We start from the raw sequence: 25,321 nt of genomic DNA, 5'->3' as shown, positions 1-25,321 counted from the left end.
GTGACCCGTGAGTCACAGACAGTGCGCGATACTGGGATTGAACCAGTGACCTCTTCCGTGTCAGGGAAGCGCTCTCCCGCTGAGCTAATCGCGCGGGTTCGGGCCCTGCCGTACGAGCCGGCGGAACCAGTGGACGATACTGGGATTGAACCAGTGACCTCTTCCGTGTCAGGGAAGCGCTCTCCCGCTGAGCTAATCGTCCTTGGAGGTGGAGACGGGATTTGAACCCGTGTAGACGGCTTTGCAGGCCGTTGCCTCGCCTCTCGGCCACTCCACCAGGAGTGTAGGGGATCGGGATGACCCCTTCTTCCTTCGAGCGGACGACGAGGCTCGAACTCGCGACCTCAACCTTGGCAAGGTTGCGCTCTACCAACTGAGCTACGTCCGCCTGTCGTTTCGGTCCGCTCTCGCGTCCCGGCGACGTGTTGAACTCTAGCGGATTCCCGGTCCAGTACAAAAACGCGTTTGCGCAGCGTGCTGCGCTGCACTCGGCGGATGTGACGGCCGGCTGCTCCCGGGGGACATCTCCCGGCCGCGATTCGGACACCAGCCCTAGACTCGACCTCGTGCTTCACCACCCTTCCGGCCCACCTCCCCTGGCCCGCTTCGGTACCCGCCTCGCCACCGGCCTGCTCGATGTCACCGACGACCCCGCCGCCCTGGAATCGGCCGGTTTCTGGGCGGTCTGCGCGGACTTCGAGGGCCGGCTGACCTGCGCCCGCTTCGCCGAGGTCCGGCAGGAGCCGGTGCCCGCCCCGGTGCCGGGCGCCTGGCGCGGCCCGGCGGCCGGCGACTGGACCTCCTCGCTGGACCGCGCCGGATACACCGCGGCCGTGGGCCGGATCCGCGAGCACATCGCCGCCGGCGAGGTCTACCAGGCCAACCTCTGCCGGGTGCTGAGCGCGCCCGTCGCCCCCGACGCCGACGTGGACGCGCTGACCGCCCTGCTGGCCCGCGGCAACCCGGCGCCGTACGCGGGCACCGTCCGGCTGCCCGGGCACGGCGTCGAGATCGCCACCGCCTCGCCCGAGCTGTTCCTGCGCCGCGCCGGAAGGACCGTCGAGTCGGGCCCCATCAAGGGCACCGGCCGCACCGAGGCGGACCTGCTGGAGAAGGACTACGCCGAGAACGTGATGATCGTGGACCTGGTCCGCAACGACATCGGACGGGTCTGCGCCACCGGCAGCGTGAGCGTCCCCGACCTGTGCGCCGTGGAGAAGCACCCCGGCCTGGTCCACCTGGTCTCCACGGTCCGCGGCGAACTGCGCCCGGACGCCGGCTGGCCGGAACTGCTCGCCGCGGCCTTCCCGCCCGGCTCCGTCACCGGCGCCCCCAAGTCCAGCGCGCTCAGGATCATCGAGGCCCTGGAGCCCGCCCCGCGCGGCCCGTACTGCGGCGGCATCGGCTGGGTCGACGCCGACCGCGGCGTCGGCGAGCTGGCCGTCGGCATCCGCACCTTCTGGATCGACCGCTCCGCCCCCGGCGCGCCGGTGCTGCGCTTCGGCACCGGGGCCGGCATCACCTGGGGATCCGATCCCGAGGGGGAGTGGCGGGAGACCGAGCTGAAGGCGTCCCGGCTGCTCGCGGTAGCGTCGGGGCTGTACCAGGAAAGTGGAGGGGCTCTCACATGAGGATCTGGCTCGACGGCGCGCTGCGGGACATCGATTCCGCCCGGGTGTCCGTCCTCGATCACGGGCTGACCGTCGGCGACGGCGTCTTCGAGACGGTGAAGGCCGTCGACGGCAGGCTCTTCGCGCTCACCCGCCACCTGGACCGGCTGACCCGCTCGGCCCGGGGCCTGGGCCTGCCCGACCCCGATCTCGACGAGGTCCGCCGCGCCTGCGCGGCCGTGCTCGAGGCCACCCCGATGCCGCTCGGCCGGCTGCGCATCACCTACACCGGCGGCCACGGACCGCTCGGCTCCGACCGCGGCGAGCACGGCCCGACCCTGGTGGTCGCCCTCGGTGACACCGCCCGCCGCCCGGAGAGCACCGCCGTGATCACGGTGCCGTGGACCCGCAACGAGCGGGGCGCGCTCACCGGCCTGAAGACCACCTCGTACGCCGAGAACGTCGTCGCCCTCGCCCGCGCCCACCGACACGGCGCCTCGGAGGCGCTGTTCGGCAACACGGTCGGGCAGCTCTGCGAGGGCACGGGGTCGAACGTCTTCGTCGTCCTGGACGGCGAGATCCACACCCCGCCGGTCGCCTCCGGCTGCCTCCCCGGCATCACCCGCGCCCTCGTGGTGGAGTGGACCGGCGCCAGGGAGACCGATCTGCCGCTGGACGTGCTGGAGCGCGCCGATGAGGTCTTCCTCACCTCCAGCCTGCGCGACGTCCAGGCCGTGCACCGGGTCGACGACCGGGAGCTGCCCGGCGCCCCCGGTCCGGCGACCCTCAAGGCGATGCGGATCTTCGACGAGCGCTCCGGGCACGACCTGGATCCGTGACCGGCGCGAAATTCGGCTGACCCGGGGCCGCCGAGCGGGTAGAACACCCGTGATGACGACGACCCTGCGGCCGGCCGAGCCGCTTCAGCGCAACGCCGACGGAACGCGCTCACGCCGGTACCAGGTGTGTGTGAACAGCCGTCCCGTCGGTGTGCTCCACCTCGGCACCTCGGCGAACCTGGGTGACTCGGTGGCACGCATCATCGAGGTGCGGATAGCGGAGCCGGACCGGCGGCGCGGCAGGGGGACGGTGGCCGCGCTCGCCGCGGAGGAGATCGCCCGCGGCTGGGGCTGCACCCAGATGGACGTCGTGGTCCCGGCGGCGGCGGAGGCCGCGCTGCGCATGGCCGGCGCCCTCGGCTACTCCCTGCGCAACCGGGGCATGGAGAAGCGCCTCGACGGCACCCCGCCCGGACTGCCCCCGGAGAGCCGGGGGCGGCCGATGACCTCCGCCGAGTTCACCGCCTGGCAGGAACACGCGTCCGCGGACTACGCCCGGATGTGGATCGACCGGGGCGTCCCCGAGGAGGCCGCGTACGCCAAGGCGCGCAGGGACCACGAGACACTGCTGCCGCGGGGGCGGTCGACCGCGGACATGAGCTTCAGCGTCCTGGAGCACGCGGGGACGAGGGTCGGCGTGCTGTGGCTGGCCCTGCAGGAGGAGAAGGCGTTCGTCTTCGACGTCGAGACCGACCCGGAACACCGGGGCCGGGGACACGGCCGGACGCTCATGCTGCTGGCGGAGCGCCAGGCGATCGACGCCGGCCGGCCGGTCCTCGGGCTCAACGTCTTCGCCGGCAACGCGCCGGCCGAGCGGCTGTACGAGTCACTGGGTTACGAGACGACGGAGTCCGCCTTCACCAAGCCGCTGCTGTAGCCGGGCCGCTCACGCCCGCTCGGCCAGCAGCCGGTCGGCGATCTCCTCGATCCGCCGGCGCAGCCCCTGCTGGCTCTTGCCGCCGTCGAGGCGTTCGCCGCCGATGACGTACGTCGGTGTGCCGGTCACGCCGATGGCCTTGCCCTCGGCCTGGTCGGCGTCGACGATCAGGATGTGCCGGCCGTCGATCAGCGCGGTGTCGAACTCCTCGGCGTCCAGTCCCAGTTCGCGGGCCACCTCGACCAGGAGGGGTTCTCCCGCGCGGTCCAGCTCCGCGACGCGCTCCAGCACCGCTTCCACGTACGGCCAGCCCTGGCCCTGCGCCAGCGCCTCCTCGGCGGCCTGGGCGGCGGCGAAGGCGTGCTTGTGCTTCTCCAGCGGGAAGTGCCGCAGCCGCAGTTCCAGCCGGTCCCCGTAGCGGGCGCGCAGGGCGCGGACGTCGTCCAGGGCGCTCAGACAGTCGGGGCACTGGAGTTCGCACCAGACGTCGAGGACGAGGGCATCGGTGGTGGGCTGGGGTGAGGAGTCGCTCATGGTCACCAGTCTTCCAGGCGGGCCCCCGGGGGCCGAATCGGGCGCTGCCCCGGATCCCGCCACCGCCCCCGGGCAGCTCACCCGCGCCCGGCCGGCGGGGCCCGGGGTCATTCCCGCGCACAGGATCCGTCGAAGGCTGGTCCGGATCCGGGAAGGGCGCGGACCGGACCCGCGGAGGAGGCGACCCGGAGATCTCCCTGATGTCGGGCCCGGGCATGGCCTGCCGGGACCGGGACGGTGCAGGATGGAACGGACGAAGCGCACGCCCCGTGCCGCTCGCGTCCCGCCACCGACCGAGCCCGCCAGGAGGACCGGATGATTGCCGAGACCGTCTGCTCCGCCGTCTCAGCGGCGGGCCTGGGCATCGCGGTGGTCACCGCGTACCGCAAGCGCTACCTCACCGCCGCGCGGATAGCGGCCTACTCCCTCGTGCCGATCGGCCTGGTGATGACCGGGATCGTCGGCTGGCTCTCCGACACCGCCCTCAGCCCTACGGCCTGGGCCGGCTTCGGTGTGCTGGGCGCGGCCTGGCTGCTGTTCGCCGGGACGCGCGCCGTCGAGCGCCGCCGCGGCGGCAGCACCCGTGCCGAGCGCAGGGCCGAGCGGGCCGCCGCCCGCGGCGCCCGGGCCGACGCGGTGGCGCCGGCCGCCTCGGCCCCCTCGCTGGGCGCCGGGAAGAGCCCCGCGGCCCGGCCCGCCTCCCCGTCCGCCGGCACGGCCTCCGGCGACGACTTCAGCGACATCGAGGCCATCCTCAAGAAGCACGGCATATGACCTGAAACCGTTCACAACCGGAACCAAGGTGAACCGGTCAGTGGGGAAAACGGTGAACACCCGCACACGGTGAGTGTGCTGATCGCCAACGGGGTGCCGTCTGGTCCATCATCACCGCGAGATGCTGGACACGTCAGAGAGCGAGGCCGCGCCGCCGAAGGACGAGCCGCGCGGGTGCCTCTTCGCCCTTTCCCAGCCACCGCTGATGATCTTCCTTGCGGTGATCGGGTGTCTCATCCTCATGGCTGCGCTGCACGACCTGCTGTTGCTGTGAGCCGTACACGTCCGTCCCGGCGTCACCCGCCGGGACAGGCGTCGCCCCGATGAGTGCGGCCGTCCGGCCCGGCCGTCAGCCCGCCGCCTCCTTGCGCCGCGCCCGGTACGCGGCCACGTGCAGGCGGTTACCGCAGGTCCGGCTGTCGCAGTAGCGCCGCGAGCGGTTGCGGGACAGATCCACGAAGGCGCGCCGGCAGTCCGGGGCCTCGCACCGCCGCAGCCGCTCCTGCTCCCCGGCCACCACGAAGAACGCGAGCGCCATGCCGCAGTCGGCGGCCAGGTGGTCCGCCACGGAAGCGCCGGGAGCGAAGTAGTGCACATGCCAGTCGTAGCCGTCGTGGTCCGTGAGGCGCGGCGTGGTGCCGGCCGCGGCGACCAGCTCGTTGATCTGCCCCGCCGCCGCCCGGGCGTCCGGCGCGGCGAAGATCCCCGCGAAACGGCTCCGGACCTTGCGCACCGCCGACAGGTCGAACTCCGACAGCACTCCGACGTCACTGACGTTGTGCCCGCGCACGAAATCGGCGAGCGCCGCGACGTCCGGGAGCCCGTCCGCCGCCGACTCGTCGTCCGGCGCGGAGTTCACCAGATCCACCACGGTGTCTAGGGCGCAGCGGGTGTCGTGGGTGATCAGCACGTTTCGCTCCCTGGCCTGGAGGTCGGGCGGGCGCCCGCCGATGCCGGCCGATAGTAGCGACAACCGCGCCCACCGCACCGGGTACCGCCCGCCGGCGGACCGCCGGCACGGCGCCCCCGTACCCCTGGGGGGTCCCGAGTCTCCCACGCCCGGACACGCGCGGTACACACGCAGGCGGGCGCCACCACCGTGAGCGCTCACGGTGACGGCGCGGGCCAGTGCCGTATGCGGTTGTCCTGAGCCCGAGCCGTCTCCCCGAGTGGACGGCGCCGGGCGGTTTGGTGGGGGCGCGACCTAGCTCTCCGCCAGGATGTGCGACAGCTCCTGATCCAGATCGAAGTGCCGGTGCTCCGTGCCGGGCGGCACGGCGGCGTCGGTTCGCTTGAGGAAGGACTCCAGGGCCCGCGCCGGGGCCTCGAGCAGAGCCTCTCCCTCAGGGGAGCTGAGGGCGATGCAGACCACGCCCTGCCCATGACTCCGGGACGGCCAGACGCGGACGTCTCCGGTGCCGGTGGGGCGGTGGAGACCCTCGGCGAGGAGGTCGCGGGCGAACACCCACTCGACGGTCTCCTCGGCTCCGGTGTGGAAGGTGGCGTGCACGGCGTAGGGGTCGGCCGTGTCGTACCGCAGGCCTGCGGGGACAGGCAGGGAGGACTCGCTCGACACAACGAGGCGCAGGTGCAGCTCGCAGCTGACCGTGGTGTTCATAAGCGCCAGGGCCTTTCGCTCAGTGTGCGCTCGGGGATTCGCACGTCGGCGAAATCGACATGCCACCTACGGTGCCGTTGTAAACCCCTCTGAGGGTTTTGCGTGCCTTTACGTAACTCTTCCGGCCGAGAACTCCTGTGAGACCTGCGACCATTCCAGTGACTGATTCACTACGGTAGGGTTTGTCTGTATGAATACGGGGAGTGACGAGCGGGGCGGCGTTGCCGCGGCCATCGACGAGGCGGACGAGATGAAGGCAGGCGAGGAGCGGGCCGAGCGGGGACTCGGCTCCCGGGCTCCGCAGTTCGTCAAGTCACGCAGAGTGCTGCACGTGAGCTGGCAGGTCGGGGTCTTCGTGATCGGCCTCGCGGTGGTCGCGGCCGGTGTCGTCATGCTGCCGCTGCCCGGCCCCGGCTGGGTGGTGATCTTCGGGGGCATGGCGATCTGGGCGACCGAGTTCGTCTGGGCCCAGCTCGTGCTGCGCTGGACCAAGCGCAAGGTCACCGAGGCGGCGCAGCGTGCCCTCGACCCCCGGGTGCGCCGGCGGAACATCACGCTGACGGTGATCGGCCTGGTGATAATCGGCGTGCTGGCGGGGATCTACCTGTGGAAGTTCGGCTTCGTCATGCCCTGGAAGATCGAGGAGCAGTGACCCGCGCCGCCGCAGGTTCGCCCGGCGTCGGCGGCCGTGTGTCCGGCACCTGGTCGGAGGCACCCCCTGACATGGGGTAATGTTCTTCCTGCGCCCGGGCGATTAGCTCAGTGGGAGAGCGCTTCGTTCACACCGAAGAGGTCACTGGTTCGAACCCAGTATCGCCCACCCGGAAGACGGCCCACCTGCGAACAGCAGGTGGGCCGTCGTCGTTGAGGCGCGCAGGTCCAGAGGGCCCGCCTCCCGTGTCCGGCCCCCGCCCGCACCCGCCCCCACCTGCCGGGCCGTCCGCCGGGTCGTCCGCGGGCCCCCCGCCGCCTCCGTAACCTCCGTCGTCCCGCGGCCGGAGAAATTCCTGTCCGGATCACCGGGCTCGCGGCGACGACCGGGTGCGGTGACGGCAGTGGTTCCGGGGACGGCGCGGTGACGATCCGTTACTCCTGGCCGGATGCCGAGGAGTGAGCAAAGAAGCACCCCAAGATCAAGGTCAAGACCGACTTCCAGACGTATCAATCGTTCTGGGACAAGTTCCGGGCGCAGGCCGCCGACGGAAATCCCTCGGACGTTTTCCAAAACGCCGTCACCTTCCTTCGGAAGTACGACAAGCGCGGAATTCTCCTCGCACCCCAAGTCCCGAGTGCGGGACGGCAAGCTGAGCCCGGGTCACTTCCGGGCGAGCGTCCCGAAGGCCGGAGAGGGCGACGGCAAGCGGCTCGGAATTCCCGTCGGCTCCAACGCCATGGCACCCGTCATCGGCGAGAAGCTCTTCCGGCAGGCGGGTGTCGAACCGGAGCGGGGCTGGACCTGGGACAGCACTTCGAGGCCTGAAGACCGTCCACGACAGGACGAAGATCGCCGGCGACACCGGCTGCTTCACCCTCACGTACCCCTACGACCTCTGTCTCCGGCAGAACGGCAGGACCTTCTCCACCAAGGACGGGTTCGGTTCCGACGCGGCCGATCCGACAAAGTGGTGGACGGACGGATACAACCGGCGAGCCCGTCACGTGCACCGTCTCCCTAAGCCCGATGCGGTCCGATTCGAAGGGCACGGAGGCGAGCTGAGTGCCCATCAACGACAGCGCGCTTCCACGACCTCGCGGCCATCGAGAACCTGGCCCTTCGGGCGGCCGGATGCCCGCCCGAAGGGGGCGACGGGGGAGCGCCGTCGCACGGGCGGCGGCGCTCGTCCCCCGAGTGTGGTGCGCGTCACTCGGCGGCGCATGAGTACGCGTACTCAGATCCACGCGCCGCGGCGGGCAGACTCGGGCCATGGACTGGAACCACTACCGTTTTTGCGCCCTGTGGTCCCTGCCCGCCCCGCCGGCCGCCGTGTTCGCCGTGCTGGAGCGGCCCGAGGACTATCCCCGCTGGTGGCCCCAGGTGCGCTCGGTCACCCGCCGCGACGCCGCCACCGGCGTCCTCACCGTCCGCTCCCTGCTGCCGTACGACATGACGATCGTCGCCCACGAGACGCGCCGCGACCCGGCCGCCGGCGTCCTGGAGGTCACCGTGTCCGGCGACATCGAGGGCTGGGCCCGCTGGACCGTCACCGCCGCGGGTCCGGGCACGCTCGCCCGCTACCACCAGGTCGTCGACGTGACCAAGCCCCTGCTCCGCCGTCTCGCCGTACCCGGCCGGCCCCTCTTCCGGGCCAACCACGCCCTGATGATGGCCTCCGGCCGCCGCGGACTCCTGCGCCACCTCGAAGCGGTTTGAACCAACCCCGCGGAGCCCTGTATTGTTCAGTGCGTTCCCGGGCGATTAGCTCAGTGGGAGAGCGCTTCGTTCACACCGAAGAGGTCACTGGTTCGAACCCAGTATCGCCCACCGGGAAAAGCCGGTCTGCAGGACGCAGACCGGCTTTTTTTCATGGCCGTGCGAACGTCTTGAGGGCGGCATCCTGCTGACCGAACGCGTCCGAGGAGGTGCTGGACAAGATCCTCTCCGGCCGCTCCAGCATCGCCCTCGTGGGCGTGCGCCCACTGGTTCAGGACGGGCAGGAACCCGTCCGGGAGCTCCGGCAGGGTGGTGGAGGCTCCGCCTCCGGAGGCGTCGACGTTGCCGGAGGCTCCTGGTGAGACTCGGTGGCGGCGTCCCGCCCCGTCACGCCGCCGCCGGCAGCTCCGGTCGCAGGGGCCAGTCGGTGCTGACCGTCTCCTCCGAGCCGCTGCGGGCGAACCAGGCCTGCAGGCCGCGGGCCTGGGCCGCGTGCCAGTTGGTCTGGAGGGTGTGCAGCTCGGAGGGGGAGAGGCGTTCCAGGCGGGTCGCGAAGCGGCGGCCCACGGCTCGTACCACCTCCAGCGCGGCCAGCGCGTCCGCCGCCGCGTCGTGCGCGCCGTCCAGATCGACACCGTAGTGCGCGCAGAGGTCCGTCAGTGTGCGGCGGCCCTTGCGGTAGCGGTCCAGGTGCTTGTCCAGCACCCGCGGGTCCAGCACCCGCAGCGGGGCGGCCTGGAGCCAGTGGTCCAGTGAGGAGGCCCGGTGCCGGCGCAACTCCCGGTCCAGCAGGGTCAGATCGAAGGGCGCGTTCATCACCACCAGCGGCCGCCCCATCGCCGCGTGCTCGGCCAGCTGATCGGCTATCTCGTACATCACCGGCGCCGGCCAGCGGCCGTTGTGCTGCAGGTGCTCCTCCGTCAGTCCGTGCACCGCGGTCGCCGCCTCGGGCACCGGCACACCGGGGTTCACCAGCCAGCGGACGATCCGCGGCCGGGTGCCCGGGGCGTCCTGGACCACGACGGCGGCCGACACGATCCGGTCGGCCTCGACGTCCACACCCGTCGTCTCCGTGTCGAAGGCGGCCAGCGGCCCCTCGTACCAGCTCGTCATCGCAATACAACTCCTCGTTCACCCAGGGCGGGTGACATCCCGTCTTCTGCCTGTTTGGTGATACCCGGGCCGTTTGCGCCGTACGCCGGAAGGACACAACAGGAGTACGGGTCTTTGCAGTTCAGCGGCCCGCAACGGGGAAACCCTTGGCTCGGAAGGCTGTTGGGCATGGCCATTGCGCAGCCCGAGCGGGGCGGGCTGCTGCCCGAACGCGCGGGTCACCTCCGCGGCACGCTCGCCACCACCGCCTGCATGGAGACACTGCAGGTCGGCTATCTGCACGCGGTCGCCGCCGCGGCCGGCTGCTCGCTGTCCCAGCCCTTCCCGGACAACGGCATCGACTGGCACGTCAGTCACAGCGCGCCCGGCCACACCGTCGACGACGAGGTCACCATCAAGGTGCAGCTCAAATGCACCTACCAGATCCCGCCCAACCCCCCGGGTCCCTCCTTCTCCTTCACGCTCGACAACGACCACCTGCGCAAACTCGCCCGCACGCCCGTCTCGGTGCACAAGATCCTGGTCGTCATGCTGGTCCCGCGGTCCCAGGACGAGTGGCTGCGCGCCGGCCACGACCGGCTCGACCTCAGGCACTGCTGCTACTGGGTCAACCTCGCCGGCCGGCCGGTCACCGGCCGGCACCGGACCACCGTGCGGATACCGACCTCACGCATCTTCGACGACCGGGCGCTGTGCGAGATCATGACGCGGGTCGGAACGGGAGGCAGGCCATGAGAAGCCGTCCCCAGGAGGAACTTCCGCGCCAGGCCCGGCCGCACCCCGACGACCCCGGCTGGCACCGGCCGCCCGACCCCGCCGCCGTCGACCCCGCCGTGCTCGGGGCCCTGCTGCGCCGGCACGGCTGGCAGCGGCGCGGGGGAGCGGCCGGGCGCTACGGCCGCTGGACCCCGCCGGGTCCCGGTGGCGCCGGGACCAGCCTGCTGGTCCCGGAGAGCCGCGCCTTCCCCGACAGCGACGACCTGCTCGGCGAGGCCCTCGACGCGCTCGCCCGCAGCGACACCCCGTCCGCGCGCGAGGTGCTGATCTCCCTCGCCGTGCCCAGCGACGAGATCCGCTGCTGGCGGGACACCCCGGGCGGACCGTCCGGGGCCGCGCCCTGGACGGCCGACGAGCGGCTGCGCGGCGCCACCCGCCAGTTGCTCCTCGCCGCGGCGCTGGCCACACGCGCGCGTGCCGGCTACCACGGTGCCCGGCACCGCTCGGCCGCCGCGGCCCTCCTGGAGAACGTGCTCGTCGGCCCCGGCGCGGAGGGACGCCGGCTCACCGCCTTCGTGCCCGTGCCCACCGGCCGTCCGCTCGCCGTCCGTCTCCACCAGGCGCTGTACGCGGTCCGCGAGGCCATCGACTACCAGCGCGCCACCGGTGGCATGGACGCGTTCGACGGCGCCGTCGAGGCCGGCGCCAGCCGCGAACTGACCGACGCGCTCACCGCTCTCGTACGCGGCACCGAGGGTGCCCGCGTCGCCGTCGCCTGGGCACCCGGAGCCGGTGTCCCCGAGGGCTGCGCGGCCCCCGCCGAACCCGTCGAGTTCTCACCCGGCGACCTGCCCGCCCTGCGCGCGGCCGGCGCCCGCTACCTGCGCGACGAGCCCTCCGTACCGGTCCGGATCACCGGCGCCGTCGTCCGGCTGCGCCGCTCCGGACCCTTCGGCGAGGGCGCCGTACGGCTGCGGGTGCTCGCGGGCGCCGACGTCCCGCACGTCCGCGTCACCCTGGGCGAGGAGGACTACCGCATCGCCGGTCACGCCCACCTCGTCGGGCTCCCGGTGCGGGTGCACGGCAGGCTGGAGCGCCGGGGCGGTTTCCGCAGGCTCACCGGCGCCGGCTGCGTCGTACCCGTGCAGGTCGACGACGCCGAGCGGGACCGGCTGATGAAGTCGCTGCACGAGAACCTCGACTTCTTCGAGGAGGCGTGCGGGGAGGCGTACCGCGACGGGGACTGAGGCGGACCGGGGGACACGGCGGGGGCGTGTCGGGGGGCGGACCGACAGTAACCGTTTCGCGGTCGGCGGTCCCGGGTCGGTACGATCCGTTGTGCGCGCGCTCCGGGTATGGCGCCGCACCCACCTTCAGTCAGGAGAGACCGGTGTCAGACGTCCGTGTGATCATCCAACGCGATTCCGAGCGGGAAGAACGCGTGGTGACGACGGGCACTACGGCCGCCGACCTCTTCGCGGGCGAGCGCTCGATCATCGCCGCGCGCGTGGCCGGCGAGCTCAGGGACCTCAGCCACGAGCTGTCCGACGGCGACGAGGTCGAGGCCGTCGAGATCTCCTCCGAGGACGGCCTGAACATCCTGCGCCACTCCACCGCGCACGTCATGGCGCAGGCCGTGCAGGAGCTCTTCCCCGAGGCGAAGCTGGGCATCGGCCCGCCCGTCAAGGACGGCTTCTACTACGACTTCGACGTCGAGAAGCCGTTCACGCCGGAGGACCTCAAGGCCGTCGAGAAGAAGATGCAGGAGATCCAGAAGCGCGGGCAGCGCTTCTCCCGCCGCGTCGTCACCGACGAGTCCGCCCGCGAGGAACTGGCCGACGAGCCGTACAAGCTGGAGCTGATCGGCCTCAAGGGCTCGGCGTCGCACGACGACGGCGCGGACGTCGAGGTCGGCGCCGGCGAGCTGACGATCTACGACAACCTGGACGCCAAGACCGGCGAGCTGTGCTGGAAGGACCTCTGCCGCGGTCCCCACCTGCCCACCACCCGCCTGATCCCCGCGTTCAAGCTGATGCGCAACGCGGCCGCCTACTGGCGCGGCAGCGAGAAGAACCCGATGCTCCAGCGCATCTACGGCACCGCCTGGCCGTCGAAGGACGAGCTGAAGGCGCACCTCGACTTCCTCGCCGAGGCCGAGAAGCGCGACCACCGCAAGCTGGGCAACGAACTCGACCTGTTCTCCATCCCGGAGCAGATCGGTTCCGGCCTCGCCGTCTTCCACCCCAAGGGCGGCATCGTCCGCCGTGTGATGGAGGACTACTCGCGCCGCCGGCACGAGGAGGAGGGCTACGAGTTCGTCTACACCCCGCACGCGACGAAGGGGAAGCTCTTCGAGACGTCCGGGCACCTGGACTGGTACGCCGAGGGCATGTACCCGCCCATGCAGCTCGACGAGGGCGTGGACTACTACCTCAAGCCCATGAACTGCCCGATGCACAACCTGATCTTCGACGCGCGCGGCCGCTCCTACCGCGAACTGCCGCTGCGCCTGTTCGAGTTCGGGACGGTGTACCGGTACGAGAAGTCGGGCGTCGTGCACGGCCTGACCCGTGCCCGCGGCTTCACCCAGGACGACGCGCACATCTACTGCACCCGTGAGCAGATGTCCGAGGAACTGGACAAGACGCTCACCTTCGTCCTCGGGCTGCTGCGCGACTACGGCCTGACCGACTTCTACCTTGAGCTCTCCACCAAGGACCCGGAGAAGTTCGTCGGTTCGGACGAGGTCTGGGAGGAGGCGACCGAGACGCTGCGCCAGGTCGCCGAGAAGCAGGGCCTGCCCCTCGTGCCGGACCCGGGTGGCGCCGCCTTCTACGGCCCGAAGATCTCCGTCCAGACCAAGGACGCCATCGGCCGGACCTGGCAGATGTCGACCATCCAGCTCGACTTCAACCTGCCCGAGCGCTTCGACCTCGAGTACACCGGCCCCGACGGTGCCAAGCAGCGCCCGGTGATGATCCACCGCGCCCTGTTCGGCTCCATCGAGCGGTTCTTCGCGGTGCTCCTGGAGCACTACGCGGGCGCCTTCCCGGCGTGGCTGGCCCCCGTCCAGGCGATCGGCATCCCGATCGGGGACGCGCACGTGGACTACCTGGAGAAGTTCGCGGCCGCGGCCCGGAAGCAGGGTCTGCGCGTCGAGGTGGACTCCTCCTCGGACCGCATGCAGAAGAAGATCCGCAACGCCCAGAAGCAGAAGGTGCCCTTCATGGTCATCGCGGGCGACGAGGACATGTCGGGTGGCTCGGTGTCCTTCCGCTACCGCGACGGTTCGCAGGAGAACGGCATCCCGTTCGACGAGGCCATCGCCAAGATCGCGAAGGTCGTGGCGGAGCGGGCCCAGATCTGATCCGCACCACCCGAAGGGCCCCCGGGGATCACTTCCCCGGGGGCCTTTCGTCGCCCTCGCGGGAGAAGGTCTGCATCAGCCACGACGAGAACGAACCGGTCACGGCGCCGAGCAGGCCGAGACCGCCCGCCATCATCCCGGTCGCGATCACCCGGCCGGTCGGGGTCACCGGGGTGATGTCCCCGTAGCCGACCGTGCTCAGGGTCGACGCGGCCCACCACACGGCGTCGCCGAACGTCAGCATGGTCGCGCCGGGCGCCCCGCGCTCCTGCTGGTAGACCGCGAGAGCGCCCGAGAAGCCGAGCAGCAGCGTGGACAGGCTCGCGTAGGCGATCACGCGCGCGTACAGCGAGAGCCTGGGCTCCCCCTGCCGGCGCTGGACCACGTCGTAGAGCGGGACGATCCGCAGCGGGCGCAGCAGTGGCAGGATCACCACGACCGTGTGCAGGAAGTGTGTGCTGACGAAGCGCAGGAACCGCTGGCCGCCGAGCCGCCAGCGCACCAGGTAGTCGGCGGCGAACAGCCCCCAGAGCGCGAGCATCACGATCAGGCACAGGCTTCGCCAGAAGGCCTCGACGCCGGTGGCGAGGACCCGGGTGGCATAGGCGGCGATGAAGATCAGCGACCCCAAGAAGAGCGGGATCTCGGTGCGCTGCTCCCAGCGGGCCGCGGGGCTGTCGTCGTCCACCGGCCCAGCTTGGCCGGTGACGGCCTTCCCTCCGCCCCGGCGACACGCCGCGAACGGGCGAAGCCATATGCTGCCTTGCATGACGAGTGAGCCGGAACAGCAGATCGGAGTGGGGACGCAGGACGCGTTCCAGCGCCTGTGGACGCCCCACCGGATGGCCTACATCCAGGGCGAGAACAAGCCGACCGGTCCGGGGGCCGACGACGGCTGCCCCTTCTGCTCGATCCCGGCCAAGTCCGACGAGGACGGCCTCATCGTCCGCCGCGGCGAGCACGTGTACGCGGTCCTCAACCTGTACCCGTACAACGGCGGCCATCTGATGACCGTGCCGTACCGGCACGTGGCCGACTACACGGACCTGACCCTGCCGGAGACGGCCGAGCTGGCCGAGCTGACCAAGCAGGCGATGACCGCGCTGCGCACCGCGTCCGGCGCGCACGGCTTCAACATCGGCATGAACCAGGGCACGGTGGCCGGCGCGGGGATCGCCGCCCACCTGCACCAGCACATCGTCCCGCGCTGGGGCGGCGACACGAACTTCATGCCGGTGGTCGGCCAGACCAAGGTGCTGCCGCAGCTGCTGGCGGACACCAGGAAGATGCTGGCGGAGGCCTGGCCGGCGTCGGCGTAGGCCCGCGGGTGCCCTCGGTTCCGAGGGCACCCGTCACCGTCACGCGTCGTAGAGGTCGGCCTTCCGCGGCGTCGGGTCCTGCACCAGGCCGCTGAGGACGGACGAGCGGTTGCCGAACTTCTCGGTGTCCACGCCGTTGTCCTTCAGCACCCGGATCGCGGCCGAGTGCACCACCCGCAGTACGGGAGTGGCCGCGCGCAGCGCGTCGTCGGCCATGAACCGGTGCCGCCACGGCTGGTCCGCCCAGGCGTGCCGCAGCCCGAAGGGCTCCGGCAGGACGAGCGAGCCGCCGAGCCACTTGAGCATCGGCGGGTACCAGGTCAGCGGGGCGCGCGCGGTGAGCCGCACCACCTCGTCGGTGGGCACCAGGGGCAGGCTGACGGTGCGGTTCTCCCAGGGCTTGAGCGACTTGGCGACCTCCTTGGTGGGCGCCGTCGGCTTCGTGGTGAACAGCGGGTTCACCGGTCCGAGGGCGTGCCCGGTCACCTCGATGCGCAGCGTCTCGTGGAGCACCGTCACCGTGATCATCATGGTGATGACGAGCTGCCCGTCCCACAGCGTCCACTGCACGCCCAGGTAGTGCCGGTCACCGCTGCCGAACTGCTGCTTGTTGCAGATGTCCTGGATCGCGTGCTGCTTGATCTGGAACGCCTCGACGTCCGTGCCCTCGGGCCGGGACACCTCCTTGGCGTTCTCCCCGATGGGCGTCACGATCCAGTGCCGTATCGAGGGGCGGGGGAAACCGCCGGTGTTCAGCGGTCCCCGCTCCAGCATGCGGAGCTGGTCGTGGATGGCGCGTATGACGTCCCAGCTCCGGAAGGGGTGGATCTCCCGGGTGGCGTCGGCGGGCTCCAGGTCCTCGGCGAGCTGCCAGGAGCCCCAGCGGGTGCCCATGCCGAGTATGCCCTTGGGGCCGGCGTAGAAGACGGAGTTGGACCGCTGTTCGGCCCCCAGCCGGGCCAGCGACTGGCGCAGCTGCTCGGCCGCGGTCTCGCCCGGGGCGCGCGGCACGGCCTCTGGCACCTTGGCGCCGACGCTGCTGCCGGAGAGCAGGCCCTCCCAGCGCGCCCGCAGATCCCGGGCGCTGCGCTCGCAGATCCGCTTGGCCCAGAACCAGCCGAGCACCGGGATCACGACACAGCCCCGCGCGTACCAGCCCCAGAATCCGCCGAAGGGCATCTTCAGCAGGAAGAGCGCGGCGAGCACGCCCACCCCGGTGAGCAGGACGGTGGCGAGCGTCCCGGCGCGCCGGTCGTCGCGCTTGGCGACGAACGTGCGCAGCTGGAAGACGAGCAGCCAGCCGATGAACCCCGGCAGGAAGATCAGCCCGCACAGCACCACGACGACGGACAGCCGGTTGTCGCGCTCGCGGCGGATGTTGTTCGCCGCGAGCGCGTGCTCCACCACGACCTGGGGCTCGGCGCCGAAGGACTGGATGAGCGGCTTGCGGCCCGGCGCGAGCATGCGGTCGACCACGGCCCGTGAGAAGGCCTCGCCGAGATTGGGCTTGAGCAGGGATATCCGGCCGGCCTTGACGGTCGACTGGTGCCATTCGTTGTCGGTCTTCTTGATGTCCTCGATCACGTTGTCCCGGTAGGCCGCCGAGGCCAGCGCGTACGTCGCCGCCTGTCCCTCGTCGCCGGAGACGGGCACCTGCGGGCCGTCCCACTCCGTACCAACCGACATTCCCGCCCCCTCGCCGCCGGTGTCGCTCCTGCGGCCTTCCCGACTTCACTGCCCCGCACACCTGTTGAACAGGCCAACCTGCCGAATCGGCATGACAACCGCACGACTTCGGCACGACGTGATCAGGTGATCAGCGTATCCGCAGCCACCGACAGCGCGCCGGTGGACGGCCGAAGCCGCCCACCGGCGCCCGGAGCCGACCGGGGTCGGTCACGGCGCCTCGCCCGCCTGTTCGCGGATCCGCTCGGCGATCTGCGGCGGCATCGGCTCGTGCCGCGCGTAGGCGCGGTCGAAGCGGGCCGTGCCGTGGGACAGCGAGCGCAGGTCGATCGCGTACCGCCCGATCTCGAACTCGGGCACCTCGGCCCGGATCAGGGTCCGGCCCGAGCCCACCTGCTCGGTGCCGAGCACCCGGCCGCGCCGGCTCGACAGGTCGCTCATCACCGGGCCCACGTAGTCGTCCGGGACCAGCACGCCCACCTCGCTCACCGGCTCCAGCAGATGGATCCGCGCGCCCGCGGCGGCCTCGCGCAACGCCAGCGCGCCCGCCGTCTGGAAGGCGGCGTCGGAGGAGTCCACCGAGTGCGCCTTGCCGTCCAGCAGCGTGATCCGGACGTCGATGAGCGGATAGCCCGCCGCGACGCCCTTGGCCGCCTGCGCCCGCACGCCCTTCTCCACGGACGGGATGAACTGGCGCGGTACGGCACCGCCGACCACCTTGTCGACGAACTCGACGCCCGAGCCGCCGGGCAGCGGCTCCACCTCGATCTCGCAGATGGCGTACTGCCCGTGCCCGCCGGACTGCTTCACGTGCCGGCCGCGCCCGGCGGCCTTCACCGCGAACGTCTCCCGCAGGGAGACCTTGTGCGGGACGACGTCGACCTGGACGCCGTACCTGCTGCGCAGCCGCTCCAGGGCGACGTCCGCGTGCGCCTCGCCCAGGCACCACAGCACCACCTGGTGGGTGTCCTGGTTCTGCTCCAGGCGCATCGTCGGGTCCTCGGCGACCAGGCGGGCCAGGCCCTGCGAGAGCTTGTCCTCGTCGGCCTTGCTGTGCGCCTGGATGGCGAGCGGCAGCAGCGGGTCGGGCATCCGCCAGGGCTCCATCAGGAGCGGGTCGTCCTTGGCCGAGAGGGTGTCACCGGTCTCCGCGCGGCCGAGCTTGGCCACGGACACCAGGTCGCCGGCGACGGCGTGCGTCACCGGGCGCTGCTGCTTGCCGAACGGGGTGGACAGGGCGCCGATCTTCTCGTCGACGTCGTGGTCCTCGTGCCCGCGGTCCGTCAGCCCGTGCCCGGAGACGTGCACCGTCTCGTCGGGGCGCAGGGTGCCGGAGAAGACGCGGACCAGGGAGATACGGCCGACGTACGGGTCGGAGGAGGTCTTCACCACCTCGGCGACCAGCGGGCCCTCCGTGTCGCAGGCCTTCAGCTCCCGCGTCCTGCCGTCGATCGTGGTGACCCCTGGCAGGGGGTGCTCGAACGGCGTCGGGAACCCACCGGTGATCAGCTCCAGCAGCTCCACCGTGCCGAGGCCCTGCCGGGCGCCCTCGGCGGCGGGGGCGGCGGCCAGCACGGGGAAGAACGTGCCGCGTGCCACGGCCCGCTCCAGGTCCTGGATCAGCGTCTTGACGTCGACCCGCTCGCCGCCCAGGTAGCGGTCCATGAGGGTCTCGTCCTCGCTCTCGGCGATGATCCCCTCGATCAGCCGGTCGCGGGCCGTCTCGATGTCCGGGAGCTGGTCCTCACCGGGCTCGGACTCCTTGCGCTCACCGGTCGAGTAGTCGAACAGCTTCCGCGACAGCAGGCCGACGAGGCCCGTCACCGGAGCGTGCCCGTCGGGGCCCTCGGGGCCGCGCAGCGGCAGGTACAGGGGCAGCACGGCGTCGGGGTCGTCGGCGCCGAACGCCTCCGCGCAGACCCGGGTCATCTCCTCGAAGTTCGCGCGCGCGCTCTCCAGGTGCGTCACCACGATCGCCCGGGGCATACCGACGGCCTGGCACTCCTCCCAGACCATCCGGGTCGAGCCGTCCACCCCGTCCGAGGCCGAGACGACGAAGAGGGCCGCGTCCGCCGCACGCAGACCGGCCCGCAGCTCCCCGACGAAGTCCGCGTATCCGGGAGTGTCGAGGACGTTGACCTTGATCCCGTCCCATTCGACCGGGACCAGCGAGAGCTGCACCGATCGCTGCTGCCGGTGCTCGATGTCGTCGTGGTCGGAGACGGTGCCGCCGTCCTCCACGCGGCCCGCCCGGTTCACCGCCCCCGCGGTCAGCGCGAGGGCCTCCACCAAAGTGGTCTTGCCCGATCCGGAGTGGCCGACCAGCACCACATTCCTAATGGACGCGGGGTGGTCGGCCGCCCTTGCCCTGCCGGCGGCTCCGGGATGTGTCTGTGCCTTGTCGCCCATGATCCTGCCTCCCGTGCACGGTGAGGTCACTGTGGGCGCGGACACGCGGGACCCGCGTGCTCTGGCGGCTCCGGCGACGCCCGCGGTCCTTCGAGCTTTCCACTCCCGTAACGCCGCGTCCATACGAACGGCCGCGAACGGCCACGGCGCCTCGGGCACGCCACGCCCGCCCGCGCCCCGGGGTGCGCGCGAGGCGCCGGTGCGGGCTCACGGGTGCCCGCCCGTCACGCACGCGCACGCGTGACTACGATGGGCCAGCCGGAGGCCACCAGGGCCACGGCGACAACGACCGTCGGGAAGGCCATGCTGAACAAGTACGCGCGTGCATTCTTCACGCGTGTCCTCACGCCGTTCGCCGCGTTTCTGATCCGCCGGGGTGTCAGCCCCGACACGGTCACGCTCATCGGCACCGCCGGTGTGATGGCGGGCGCGCTGGTCTTCTATCCCCGAGGCGAGTTCTTCTGGGGCACGGTCGTGATCACGCTCTTCGTCTTCTCCGATCTGGTCGACGGCAACATGGCCCGCCAGCTCGGCCGCTCCAGCCGCTGGGGCGCCTTCCTGGACTCCACCCTGGACCGGGTCGCCGACGGCGCGATCTTCGGCGGCCTCGCGCTGTGGTACGCGGGCAACGGGAACGACAACGTCCTGTGCGCCGTCACGATCTTCTGCCTGGCTAGCGGCCAGGTGGTCTCGTACACCAAGGCGCGCGGCGAGTCGATCGGCCTGCCGGTCGCCGTCAACGGGCTCGTCGAACGCGCCGAGCGGCTGGTGATCTCGCTGGTCGCGGCCGGTTTCGCGGGACTGCACAAGTTCGGTGTGCCGGGCATCCAGTGGCTGCTGCCGGTCGCCCTGTGGATCGTCGCCGTGGGCAGCCTCGTGACGCTGATCCAGCGGGTCGTCACCGTCCGCCGCGAGTCCGCCGAGGCCGAGGCGGCGGCCGGGGAGAACGCCTCCCAGGGGAGGGAGGCGGCCAAGTGAGCACCGCGGACCGGCTCACCGACGCGCTGTACGGGCTCGGCTGGAGCACCGTCAAGAACCTCCCCGAACCCGTCGCGGTCCGCCTCGGCCGGACCATCGCCGACCTCGCCTGGAAGCGGCGCGGCAAGGGCGTACTGCGTCTGGAGGCCAACTACGCGCGCGTGGTGCCCGACGCCGGCCCGGAGCGGCTGGCCGAGCTCTCGCGCGCGGGCATGCGTTCCTACCTGCGCTACTGGATGGAGTCGTTCCGGCTCCCGGCCTGGAGCCCCGAACGCGTCAGGGGCGGCTTCCAGCCCAAGGACCTCCACCACCTGACCGACGGGCTCGCCTCCGGCCGCGGTGTGATCATTGCGCTGCCGCACCTGGCCAACTGGGACCTCGCCGGCGCCTGGGTCACCACCGAGCTGGGGACCCCGTTCACCACGGTCGCCGAGCGGCTGAAGCCCGAGACCCTCTACGACCGTTTCGTCGCCTACCGCGAGGGCCTCGGCATGGAGGTGCTCCCGCACAGCGGCGGCTCGGCCTTCGGCACCCTGGCCCGGCGGCTGCGCGACGGCGGCCTGGTCTGCCTGGTCGCCGACCGCGACCTGTCCGCGTCCGGCACCGAGGTGGACTTCTTCGGCGACCGGGCCCGGATGCCCGCGGGACCTGCCCTGCTGGCCCAGCAGACGGGCGCGCTGCTGCTGCCCGTCACCCTCCGGTACGACGACTCCCCGGTCATGAAGGGCCGCGTGCATCCCCCGATCGAGGTACCGCAGACGGGTACGCGCGCCGAGAAGACGTCCGCCATGACACAGTCGCTCGCCGACGCCTTCGCCACCGGGATCGCCGAGCACCCGGAGGACTGGCACATGCTCCAGCGTCTGTGGCTCGCCGACCTGGACCCCACGAAGGGACCCTCGTGAGAATCGGGATCGTCTGCCCGTACTCGTGGGACGTGCCCGGCGGCGTCCAGTTCCACATCCGCGACCTCGCCGAGTACTTCATCCGGCTCGGCCACGAGGTCTCCGTCCTCGCGCCCGCCGACGACGACACCCCGCTGCCGCCGTACGTCGTGTCGGCCGGCCGCGCCGTCCCGGTGCCGTACAACGGCTCGGTGGCCCGGCTGAACTTCGGTTTCCTGTCGGCCGCGCGCGTGCGCCGCTGGCTGCACGAGGGCGCGTTCGACGTGGTCCACATCCACGAGCCGACGTCCCCCTCGCTCGGCCTGCTGACCTGCTGGGCTGCGCAGGGCCCCATCGTGGCCACCTTCCACACCTCCAACCCGCGCTCGCGCGCGATGATCGCCGCCTACGCGATCCTGCAGGCCGCGCTGGAGAAGATCAGCGCGCGGATCGCGGTGAGCGAGTACGCCCGGCGCACCCTGGTCGAGCACCTCGGCGGGGACGCGGTGGTCATCCCCAACGGCGTCGACGTCGACTTCTTCGCCGACGCCGAGCCCAGGCCCGGGTGGCAGGGCGACACGATCGGCTTCATCGGCCGTATCGACGAGCCCCGCAAGGGCCTGCCGGTGCTGATGAGGGCGCTGCCGAAGATCCTCGCCGCCCGCCCGCAGACCCGGCTGCTGGTCGCGGGACGCGGCGACGAGGAGGCGGCCGTCGAGGAGCTGCCCGCGGAGCTGCGCTCGCGCGTGGAGTTCCTCGGCATGATCAGCGACGAGGACAAGGCCCGCTTCCTGCGCAGCGTCGACCTGTACGTCGCGCCCAACACCGGCGGCGAGAGCTTCGGCATCATCCTGGTCGAGGCGATGTCGGCGGGCGCCCCCGTCCTCGCCTCCGACCTGGACGCCTTCGTCCAGGTCCTCGACCAGGGCAAGGCCGGCGAGGTCTTCGCCAACGAGGACGCCGACGCGCTGGCCCGGGCGGCCGTGGACCTGCTGGCGGACCCGGAGCGGCGCGCCGAACTGCGGGAGCGGGGCAGCGCGCACGTGCGCCGCTTCGACTGGTCGACGGTCGGCGCCGACATCCTGTCGGTGTACGAGACCGTCACCACCGGAACGGCGGCGGTGGCCGCGGACGAGCGACCGGGCCGGCGGTCACGGTTCGGGCTGGCCCGGGACTGAACCGACGGGGGCGACGGCACGGCCGGGGCGTCCCGATAGCCTTCGCCCGTGACCGCAACCCTCATCTGGATCCTCCTCGCCCTCGTCGCCGTCGGCGTCTATCTGAGCTGGACGGCCGGGCGGCTGGACCGGCTGCACGTGCGCATGGACGCCGCGCGGGCCGCGCTGGACGCCCAGCTGCTGCGGCGGGCCTCCGTGGCCCAGGAGCTGGCCACCTCGGGCGTCCTCGACCCCGCCGCCTCGATAGTGCTCTACGAGGCCGCGCACGCCGCCCGGCAGGCGGAGGAGGAGCAACGGGAGGTCGCGGAGAGCGAGCTGAGCCAGGCCCTGCGCGCGGTGTTCGAGGACCCGCGGCAGGTCGAGGTCGTCCGGGAGGCCCCGGGCGGCGACGAGGCGGCCCGTGAGCTGGCCGAGGCGGTACGCCGGGTCCCCATGGCCCGCCGCTTCCACAACGACGCCGTGGGGGCCGCCCGCAGGCTCCGCGAGCACCGCAAGGTGCGCTGGTTCCGGTTGGCCGGCCACGCGCCGTTCCCGCTGGCCTTCGAGATGGACGACGAGCCGCCCGCGGCCCTGGTGGAACGGGCCGCCTGAACCCGGCGCCGCGCCCCGCGACCGCGCAAAACGATCCACCGGGTCGGCATTGGCCCTTGCTGTGGACTGGTCCCCTCGCGTTTCCTCATCCGTGCAGTCACCCTTCTCCACTCAGTGAGGTCACCCGTGTCCACCACCGACAACCAGGCTCCCGAGACCGGCACCGCCCGTGTGAAGCGCGGCATGGCCGAGCAGCTCAAGGGCGGCGTGATCATGGACGTCGTCACGCCGGAGCAGGCGAAGATCGCTGAGGACGCGGGCGCCGTCGCCGTCATGGCCCTGGAGCGGGTCCCGGCCGACATCCGCAAGGACGGCGGCGTGGCCCGCATGTCCGACCCGGACATGATCGAGGGCATCATCGACGCCGTCTCGATCCCGGTCATGGCCAAGTCCCGCATCGGCCACTTCGTCGAGGCCCAGGTCCTGCAGTCCCTCGGCGTCGACTACATCGACGAGTCCGAGGTGCTCACCCCGGCCGACGAGGTCAACCACTCCGACAAGTGGTCCTTCACCACCCCCTTCGTCTGTGGTGCCACCAACCTGGGCGAGGCCCTGCGCCGCATCGCCGAGGGCGCCGCGATGATCCGCTCCAAGGGCGAGGCCGGCACCGGCAACGTCGTCGAGGCCGTCCGCCACCTGCGCCAGATCAAGAACGAGATCGCCCGCCTGCGCGGCTTCGACAACCACGAGCTGTACGCCGCCGCCAAGGAGCTGCGCGCCCCCTACGAGCTGGTTAAGGAGGTCGCCGAGCTGGGCAAGCTCCCGGTGGTCCTCTTCTCCGCCGGCGGTGTGGCCACCCCGGCCGACGCCGCGCTGATGCGCCAGCTCGGCGCCGAGGGCGTCTTCGTCGGCTCCGGCATCTTCAAGTCCGGCGACCCGGCCAAGCGCGCCGCCGCCATCGTGAAGGCCACCACCTTCTACGACGACCCGAAGATCATCGCGGACGCCTCCCGCAACCTCGGCGAGGCCATGGTCGGCATCAACTGCGACACCCTGCCCGAGACCGAGCGCTACGCCAACCGCGGCTGGTAAGGCGACACGGCACATGAACACCCCCGTCATCGGCGTCCTGGCGCTCCAGGGCGACGTACGGGAGCACCTCATCGCCCTGGCCGCGGCCGACGCCGTGGCCAGGCCGGTGCGGCGCCCCGAGGAACTCGCCGAGGTCGACGCCCTCGTGCTGCCCGGCGGCGAGTCGACCACCATCTCCAAGCTGGCCGTCCTCTTCGGAGTGATGGAACCCCTCCGCGCGCGCGTGCGCGACGGCATGCCCGTCTACGGCACGTGCGCCGGCATGATCCTGCTCGCCGACAAGATCCTCGACCCGCGTTCGGGCCAGGAGACCATCGGCGGCATCGACATGATCGTGCGCCGCAACGCCTTCGGACGTCAGAACGAGTCCTTCGAGGCCGCGGTCGACGTCCGGGGCATCGCGGGCGATCCTGTGGAGGGCGTCTTCATCCGCGCTCCCTGGGTGGAGTCCGTGGGCGCCGGGGCCGAAGTGCTCGCCGAGCACGAAGGACACATCGTCGCGGTCCGCCAGGGCAACGTGCTCGCCACGTCGTTCCACCCCGAACTGACCGGCGACCACCGCGTGCACTCGCTTTTCGTCGACATGGTGCGCGCCGACCGGGCACCGGAGTCCTTGTAGGATCTCTGGAGTTCGTTGCAGAGATGGGTTAAGCGAAGGAGACAGGCAGATGTCCGGCCACTCTAAATGGGCTACGACGAAGCACAAGAAGGCCGTGATCGACGCCAAGCGCGGCAAGCTCTTCGCGAAGCTGATCAAGAACATCGAGGTCGCGGCGCGCATGGGCGGCGTCGACCTCGAGGGCAACCCGACTCTCTACGACGCCGTCCAGAAGGCCAAGAAGCAGTCGGTCCCCAACAAGAACATCGACTCCGCGATCAAGCGCGGCGGTGGTCTCGAGGCCGGTGGCGCCGACTACGAGACGATCATGTACGAGGGTTACGGCCCGAACGGTGTCGCCGTCCTCATCGAGTGCCTCACCGACAACCGCAATCGCGCCGCCTCCGACGTGCGCGTCGCCATGACCCGCAACGGCGGCAGCATGGCCGACCCGGGCTCGGTGTCGTACATGTTCAGCCGCAAGGGCGTCGTCATCGTCCCCAAGGGCGAGCTGTCCGAGGACGACGTCCTCGGTGCCGTCCTGGACGCGGGCGCCGAGGAGGTCAACGACCTCGGTGAGACCTTCGAGGTCATCAGCGAGGCCACCGACCTGGTCGCGGTCCGCACCGCCCTCCAGGGGGCCGGGATCGACTACGACTCCGCCGACTCCAGCTTCGTGCCGTCCGTCCAGGTCGAGCTGGACGAGGAGGGCGCCAAGAAGATCTTCAAGCTGATCGACGCGCTCGAGGACAGCGACGACGTGCAGAACGTCTTCGCCAACTTCGACGTCAGCGACGAGATCATGGAGAAGGTCGACGCGTAGCGC

At 71.5% G+C, this 25,321-nt stretch carries 26 protein-coding genes and 6 tRNA genes; 21 read left to right on the top strand and 11 right to left on the bottom strand.

From position 1 onward, the window contains the following. Positions 1-22 precede the first annotated feature (22 nt). The 4 genes from ACWCPN_RS10680 to ACWCPN_RS10665 form a co-directional block, all read right to left on the bottom strand. Positions 23-94 (bottom strand) — tRNA-Val (locus tag ACWCPN_RS10680). A gap of 36 nt (positions 95-130) precedes the next feature. After that, positions 131-202 (bottom strand) — tRNA-Val (locus tag ACWCPN_RS10675). A gap of 1 nt (position 203) precedes the next feature. After that, positions 204-277: transfer RNA gene (locus ACWCPN_RS10670), tRNA-Cys, on the bottom strand. Positions 278-315: 38 nt separating this feature from the next. Then, a tRNA-Gly gene (locus ACWCPN_RS10665) sits at positions 316-388 on the bottom strand. Positions 389-566: 178 nt separating this feature from the next. Here ACWCPN_RS10665 and ACWCPN_RS10660 point away from each other — a divergent pair. Genes ACWCPN_RS10660 through ACWCPN_RS10650 form a run of 3 tightly spaced genes read left to right on the top strand, consistent with a single transcriptional unit; the run spans position 567 to position 3,326 of the window. Next, positions 567-1,631 (top strand): chorismate-binding protein, encoded by a 1,065-nt coding sequence (locus ACWCPN_RS10660; protein WP_365122808.1) that lies wholly within the window; start codon positions 567-569, stop codon positions 1,629-1,631. Beyond that, on the top strand, positions 1,628-2,449 hold the full coding sequence (locus ACWCPN_RS10655; protein ID WP_451204178.1) for an aminotransferase class IV: 822 nt from the start codon (positions 1,628-1,630) through the stop codon (positions 2,447-2,449). The genes ACWCPN_RS10660 and ACWCPN_RS10655 overlap by 4 nt, the downstream gene beginning before the upstream one ends. Positions 2,450-2,501: 52 nt before the next feature. Further along, positions 2,502-3,326, top strand: coding sequence for a GNAT family N-acetyltransferase (locus ACWCPN_RS10650; RefSeq protein WP_451204176.1), 825 nt, complete (start codon positions 2,502-2,504; stop codon positions 3,324-3,326). 9 nt (positions 3,327-3,335) lie between these two features. Here ACWCPN_RS10650 and ACWCPN_RS10645 read toward each other — a convergent pair whose 3' ends face one another. After that, complete coding sequence (locus ACWCPN_RS10645; RefSeq protein ID WP_451204174.1) at positions 3,336-3,860, bottom strand: DsbA family protein; 525 nt, start codon at positions 3,858-3,860, stop codon at positions 3,336-3,338. Positions 3,861-4,175: 315 nt separating this feature from the next. Between ACWCPN_RS10645 and ACWCPN_RS10640 the strand changes: the two genes are divergently transcribed. Both ACWCPN_RS10640 and ACWCPN_RS10635 read left to right on the top strand, forming a co-directional pair. Further along, positions 4,176-4,634, top strand: coding sequence for a hypothetical protein (locus ACWCPN_RS10640; protein ID WP_451204172.1), 459 nt, complete (start codon positions 4,176-4,178; stop codon positions 4,632-4,634). 121 nt (positions 4,635-4,755) lie between these two features. Beyond that, positions 4,756-4,908 (top strand): hypothetical protein, encoded by a 153-nt coding sequence (locus ACWCPN_RS10635; protein WP_174266498.1) that lies wholly within the window; start codon positions 4,756-4,758, stop codon positions 4,906-4,908. Between the two features lie 75 nt (positions 4,909-4,983). On the opposite strand, the gene ACWCPN_RS10630 is transcribed toward ACWCPN_RS10635, so the two are convergent. Next, complete coding sequence (locus ACWCPN_RS10630) at positions 4,984-5,544, bottom strand: CGNR zinc finger domain-containing protein (RefSeq protein WP_451204170.1); 561 nt, start codon at positions 5,542-5,544, stop codon at positions 4,984-4,986. A 294-nt stretch (positions 5,545-5,838) separates the two neighbouring features. Further along, positions 5,839-6,252 carry an SsgA family sporulation/cell division regulator gene (locus ACWCPN_RS10625; protein ID WP_004002642.1) on the bottom strand — a complete coding sequence of 138 codons (414 nt, stop codon included), beginning with the start codon at positions 6,250-6,252 and terminating at the stop codon, positions 5,839-5,841. Positions 6,253-6,442: 190 nt separating this feature from the next. Here ACWCPN_RS10625 and ACWCPN_RS10620 point away from each other — a divergent pair, with 190 nt between their 5' ends. The 5 genes from ACWCPN_RS10620 (at position 6,443) to ACWCPN_RS10600 (ending at position 8,734) form a co-directional block, all read left to right on the top strand. Next, positions 6,443-6,904, top strand: coding sequence for a TIGR02611 family protein (locus ACWCPN_RS10620; RefSeq protein WP_451204167.1), 462 nt, complete (start codon positions 6,443-6,445; stop codon positions 6,902-6,904). A gap of 96 nt (positions 6,905-7,000) precedes the next feature. Continuing rightward, positions 7,001-7,072: transfer RNA gene (locus tag ACWCPN_RS10615), tRNA-Val, on the top strand. A gap of 312 nt (positions 7,073-7,384) precedes the next feature. Beyond that, a complete protein-coding gene (locus ACWCPN_RS10610) occupies positions 7,385-7,732 on the top strand; it encodes a hypothetical protein (RefSeq protein WP_451204535.1) in 348 nt (115 codons plus the stop codon). A gap of 444 nt (positions 7,733-8,176) precedes the next feature. Beyond that, the gene (locus tag ACWCPN_RS10605; RefSeq protein ID WP_451204165.1) at positions 8,177-8,623 is read left to right on the top strand and encodes an SRPBCC family protein; all 447 of its coding nucleotides are present in this window, start codon (positions 8,177-8,179) and stop codon (positions 8,621-8,623) included. A 39-nt stretch (positions 8,624-8,662) separates the two neighbouring features. After that, positions 8,663-8,734 (top strand) — tRNA-Val (locus ACWCPN_RS10600). A gap of 276 nt (positions 8,735-9,010) precedes the next feature. Here the strand turns inward: ACWCPN_RS10600 and ACWCPN_RS10595 are convergent. Beyond that, a complete protein-coding gene (locus ACWCPN_RS10595) occupies positions 9,011-9,736 on the bottom strand; it encodes a 3'-5' exonuclease (protein WP_365122821.1) in 726 nt (241 codons plus the stop codon). Positions 9,737-9,904: 168 nt separating this feature from the next. On the opposite strand from ACWCPN_RS10595, the gene ACWCPN_RS10590 reads away from it, so the two are divergent. From ACWCPN_RS10590 to thrS, 3 genes are all read left to right on the top strand, one after another. Then, entirely contained in the window at positions 9,905-10,471 is a 567-nt protein-coding gene (locus ACWCPN_RS10590; RefSeq protein WP_365122824.1) for a DUF4365 domain-containing protein, read from the top strand. After that, entirely contained in the window at positions 10,468-11,700 is a 1,233-nt protein-coding gene (locus ACWCPN_RS10585; RefSeq protein ID WP_451204163.1) for a hypothetical protein, read from the top strand. Before ACWCPN_RS10590 ends, ACWCPN_RS10585 begins: the two co-directional genes overlap by 4 nt. A 143-nt stretch (positions 11,701-11,843) precedes the next feature. Next, positions 11,844-13,820, top strand: a complete 1,977-nt coding sequence (gene thrS / locus ACWCPN_RS10580) for a threonine--tRNA ligase (protein WP_451204161.1) — start codon at positions 11,844-11,846, stop codon at positions 13,818-13,820. A 28-nt stretch (positions 13,821-13,848) separates the two neighbouring features. Here thrS and ACWCPN_RS10575 read toward each other — a convergent pair whose 3' ends face one another. Continuing rightward, on the bottom strand, positions 13,849-14,508 hold the full coding sequence (locus tag ACWCPN_RS10575) for a potassium channel family protein (protein ID WP_451204159.1): 660 nt from the start codon (positions 14,506-14,508) through the stop codon (positions 13,849-13,851). Positions 14,509-14,575: 67 nt separating this feature from the next. Here ACWCPN_RS10575 and ACWCPN_RS10570 point away from each other — a divergent pair, with 67 nt between their 5' ends. Further along, positions 14,576-15,139 carry an HIT family protein gene (locus tag ACWCPN_RS10570; protein WP_451204157.1) on the top strand — a complete coding sequence of 188 codons (564 nt, stop codon included), beginning with the start codon at positions 14,576-14,578 and terminating at the stop codon, positions 15,137-15,139. Between the two features lie 39 nt (positions 15,140-15,178). On the opposite strand, the gene ACWCPN_RS10565 is transcribed toward ACWCPN_RS10570, so the two are convergent. Beyond that, a complete protein-coding gene (locus ACWCPN_RS10565) occupies positions 15,179-16,825 on the bottom strand; it encodes a hypothetical protein (RefSeq protein WP_451204156.1) in 1,647 nt (548 codons plus the stop codon). A 210-nt stretch (positions 16,826-17,035) separates the two neighbouring features. Beyond that, positions 17,036-19,234, bottom strand: coding sequence for an elongation factor G-like protein EF-G2 (locus ACWCPN_RS10560; RefSeq protein WP_451204154.1), 2,199 nt, complete (start codon positions 19,232-19,234; stop codon positions 17,036-17,038). 249 nt (positions 19,235-19,483) lie between these two features. Between ACWCPN_RS10560 and pgsA the strand changes: the two genes are divergently transcribed. The 7 genes from pgsA (at position 19,484) to ACWCPN_RS10525 (ending at position 25,318) form a co-directional block, all read left to right on the top strand. Beyond that, positions 19,484-20,212: a phosphatidylinositol phosphate synthase gene (gene pgsA, locus ACWCPN_RS10555; protein ID WP_451204533.1), complete on the top strand. Its 729-nt coding sequence runs from the start codon at positions 19,484-19,486 to the stop codon at positions 20,210-20,212. Next, complete coding sequence (locus tag ACWCPN_RS10550; protein WP_451204152.1) at positions 20,209-21,117, top strand: phosphatidylinositol mannoside acyltransferase; 909 nt, start codon at positions 20,209-20,211, stop codon at positions 21,115-21,117. The genes pgsA and ACWCPN_RS10550 overlap by 4 nt, the downstream gene beginning before the upstream one ends. After that, positions 21,114-22,274: a glycosyltransferase family 4 protein gene (locus tag ACWCPN_RS10545; RefSeq protein WP_451204151.1), complete on the top strand. Its 1,161-nt coding sequence runs from the start codon at positions 21,114-21,116 to the stop codon at positions 22,272-22,274. The genes ACWCPN_RS10550 and ACWCPN_RS10545 overlap by 4 nt, the downstream gene beginning before the upstream one ends. Before the next feature lie 48 nt (positions 22,275-22,322). Continuing rightward, complete coding sequence (locus ACWCPN_RS10540; protein ID WP_451204149.1) at positions 22,323-22,865, top strand: hypothetical protein; 543 nt, start codon at positions 22,323-22,325, stop codon at positions 22,863-22,865. Between the two features lie 126 nt (positions 22,866-22,991). Continuing rightward, positions 22,992-23,897 carry a pyridoxal 5'-phosphate synthase lyase subunit PdxS gene (pdxS, locus tag ACWCPN_RS10535; protein WP_199209807.1) on the top strand — a complete coding sequence of 302 codons (906 nt, stop codon included), beginning with the start codon at positions 22,992-22,994 and terminating at the stop codon, positions 23,895-23,897. Between the two features lie 13 nt (positions 23,898-23,910). Beyond that, entirely contained in the window at positions 23,911-24,516 is a 606-nt protein-coding gene (gene pdxT / locus ACWCPN_RS10530; protein ID WP_401135643.1) for a pyridoxal 5'-phosphate synthase glutaminase subunit PdxT, read from the top strand. A gap of 49 nt (positions 24,517-24,565) precedes the next feature. Continuing rightward, positions 24,566-25,318: a YebC/PmpR family DNA-binding transcriptional regulator gene (locus tag ACWCPN_RS10525; protein WP_199209805.1), complete on the top strand. Its 753-nt coding sequence runs from the start codon at positions 24,566-24,568 to the stop codon at positions 25,316-25,318. Positions 25,319-25,321: the final 3 nt, after the last annotated feature.

This window comes from Streptomyces sp. NPDC002386, assembly GCF_053593175.1.
This window is presented reverse-complemented; position numbering and strand designations above follow the sequence as displayed.

Coding starts and splice junctions, on each gene's coding strand:
- ACWCPN_RS10655 (WP_451204178.1), top strand. CDS start 1,628: ATGAGGATCTGGCTCGACGGCGCGCTGCGGGACATCGATTCCGCCCGG.
- pgsA (WP_451204533.1), top strand. CDS start 19,484: ATGGGCCAGCCGGAGGCCACCAGGGCCACGGCGACAACGACCGTCGGG.
- ACWCPN_RS10625 (WP_004002642.1), bottom strand. CDS start 6,252: ATGAACACCACGGTCAGCTGCGAGCTGCACCTGCGCCTCGTTGTGTCG.
- ACWCPN_RS10565 (WP_451204156.1), bottom strand. CDS start 16,825: ATGTCGGTTGGTACGGAGTGGGACGGCCCGCAGGTGCCCGTCTCCGGC.
- ACWCPN_RS10620 (WP_451204167.1), top strand. CDS start 6,443: ATGAATACGGGGAGTGACGAGCGGGGCGGCGTTGCCGCGGCCATCGAC.
- ACWCPN_RS10640 (WP_451204172.1), top strand. CDS start 4,176: ATGATTGCCGAGACCGTCTGCTCCGCCGTCTCAGCGGCGGGCCTGGGC.
- ACWCPN_RS10605 (WP_451204165.1), top strand. CDS start 8,177: ATGGACTGGAACCACTACCGTTTTTGCGCCCTGTGGTCCCTGCCCGCC.
- ACWCPN_RS10645 (WP_451204174.1), bottom strand. CDS start 3,860: ATGAGCGACTCCTCACCCCAGCCCACCACCGATGCCCTCGTCCTCGAC.
- ACWCPN_RS10590 (WP_365122824.1), top strand. CDS start 9,905: ATGGCCATTGCGCAGCCCGAGCGGGGCGGGCTGCTGCCCGAACGCGCG.
- ACWCPN_RS10525 (WP_199209805.1), top strand. CDS start 24,566: ATGTCCGGCCACTCTAAATGGGCTACGACGAAGCACAAGAAGGCCGTG.
- pdxT (WP_401135643.1), top strand. CDS start 23,911: ATGAACACCCCCGTCATCGGCGTCCTGGCGCTCCAGGGCGACGTACGG.
- ACWCPN_RS10585 (WP_451204163.1), top strand. CDS start 10,468: ATGAGAAGCCGTCCCCAGGAGGAACTTCCGCGCCAGGCCCGGCCGCAC.
- ACWCPN_RS10570 (WP_451204157.1), top strand. CDS start 14,576: ATGCTGCCTTGCATGACGAGTGAGCCGGAACAGCAGATCGGAGTGGGG.
- ACWCPN_RS10650 (WP_451204176.1), top strand. CDS start 2,502: ATGACGACGACCCTGCGGCCGGCCGAGCCGCTTCAGCGCAACGCCGAC.
- ACWCPN_RS10635 (WP_174266498.1), top strand. CDS start 4,756: ATGCTGGACACGTCAGAGAGCGAGGCCGCGCCGCCGAAGGACGAGCCG.
- ACWCPN_RS10595 (WP_365122821.1), bottom strand. CDS start 9,736: ATGACGAGCTGGTACGAGGGGCCGCTGGCCGCCTTCGACACGGAGACG.
- ACWCPN_RS10560 (WP_451204154.1), bottom strand. CDS start 19,234: ATGGGCGACAAGGCACAGACACATCCCGGAGCCGCCGGCAGGGCAAGG.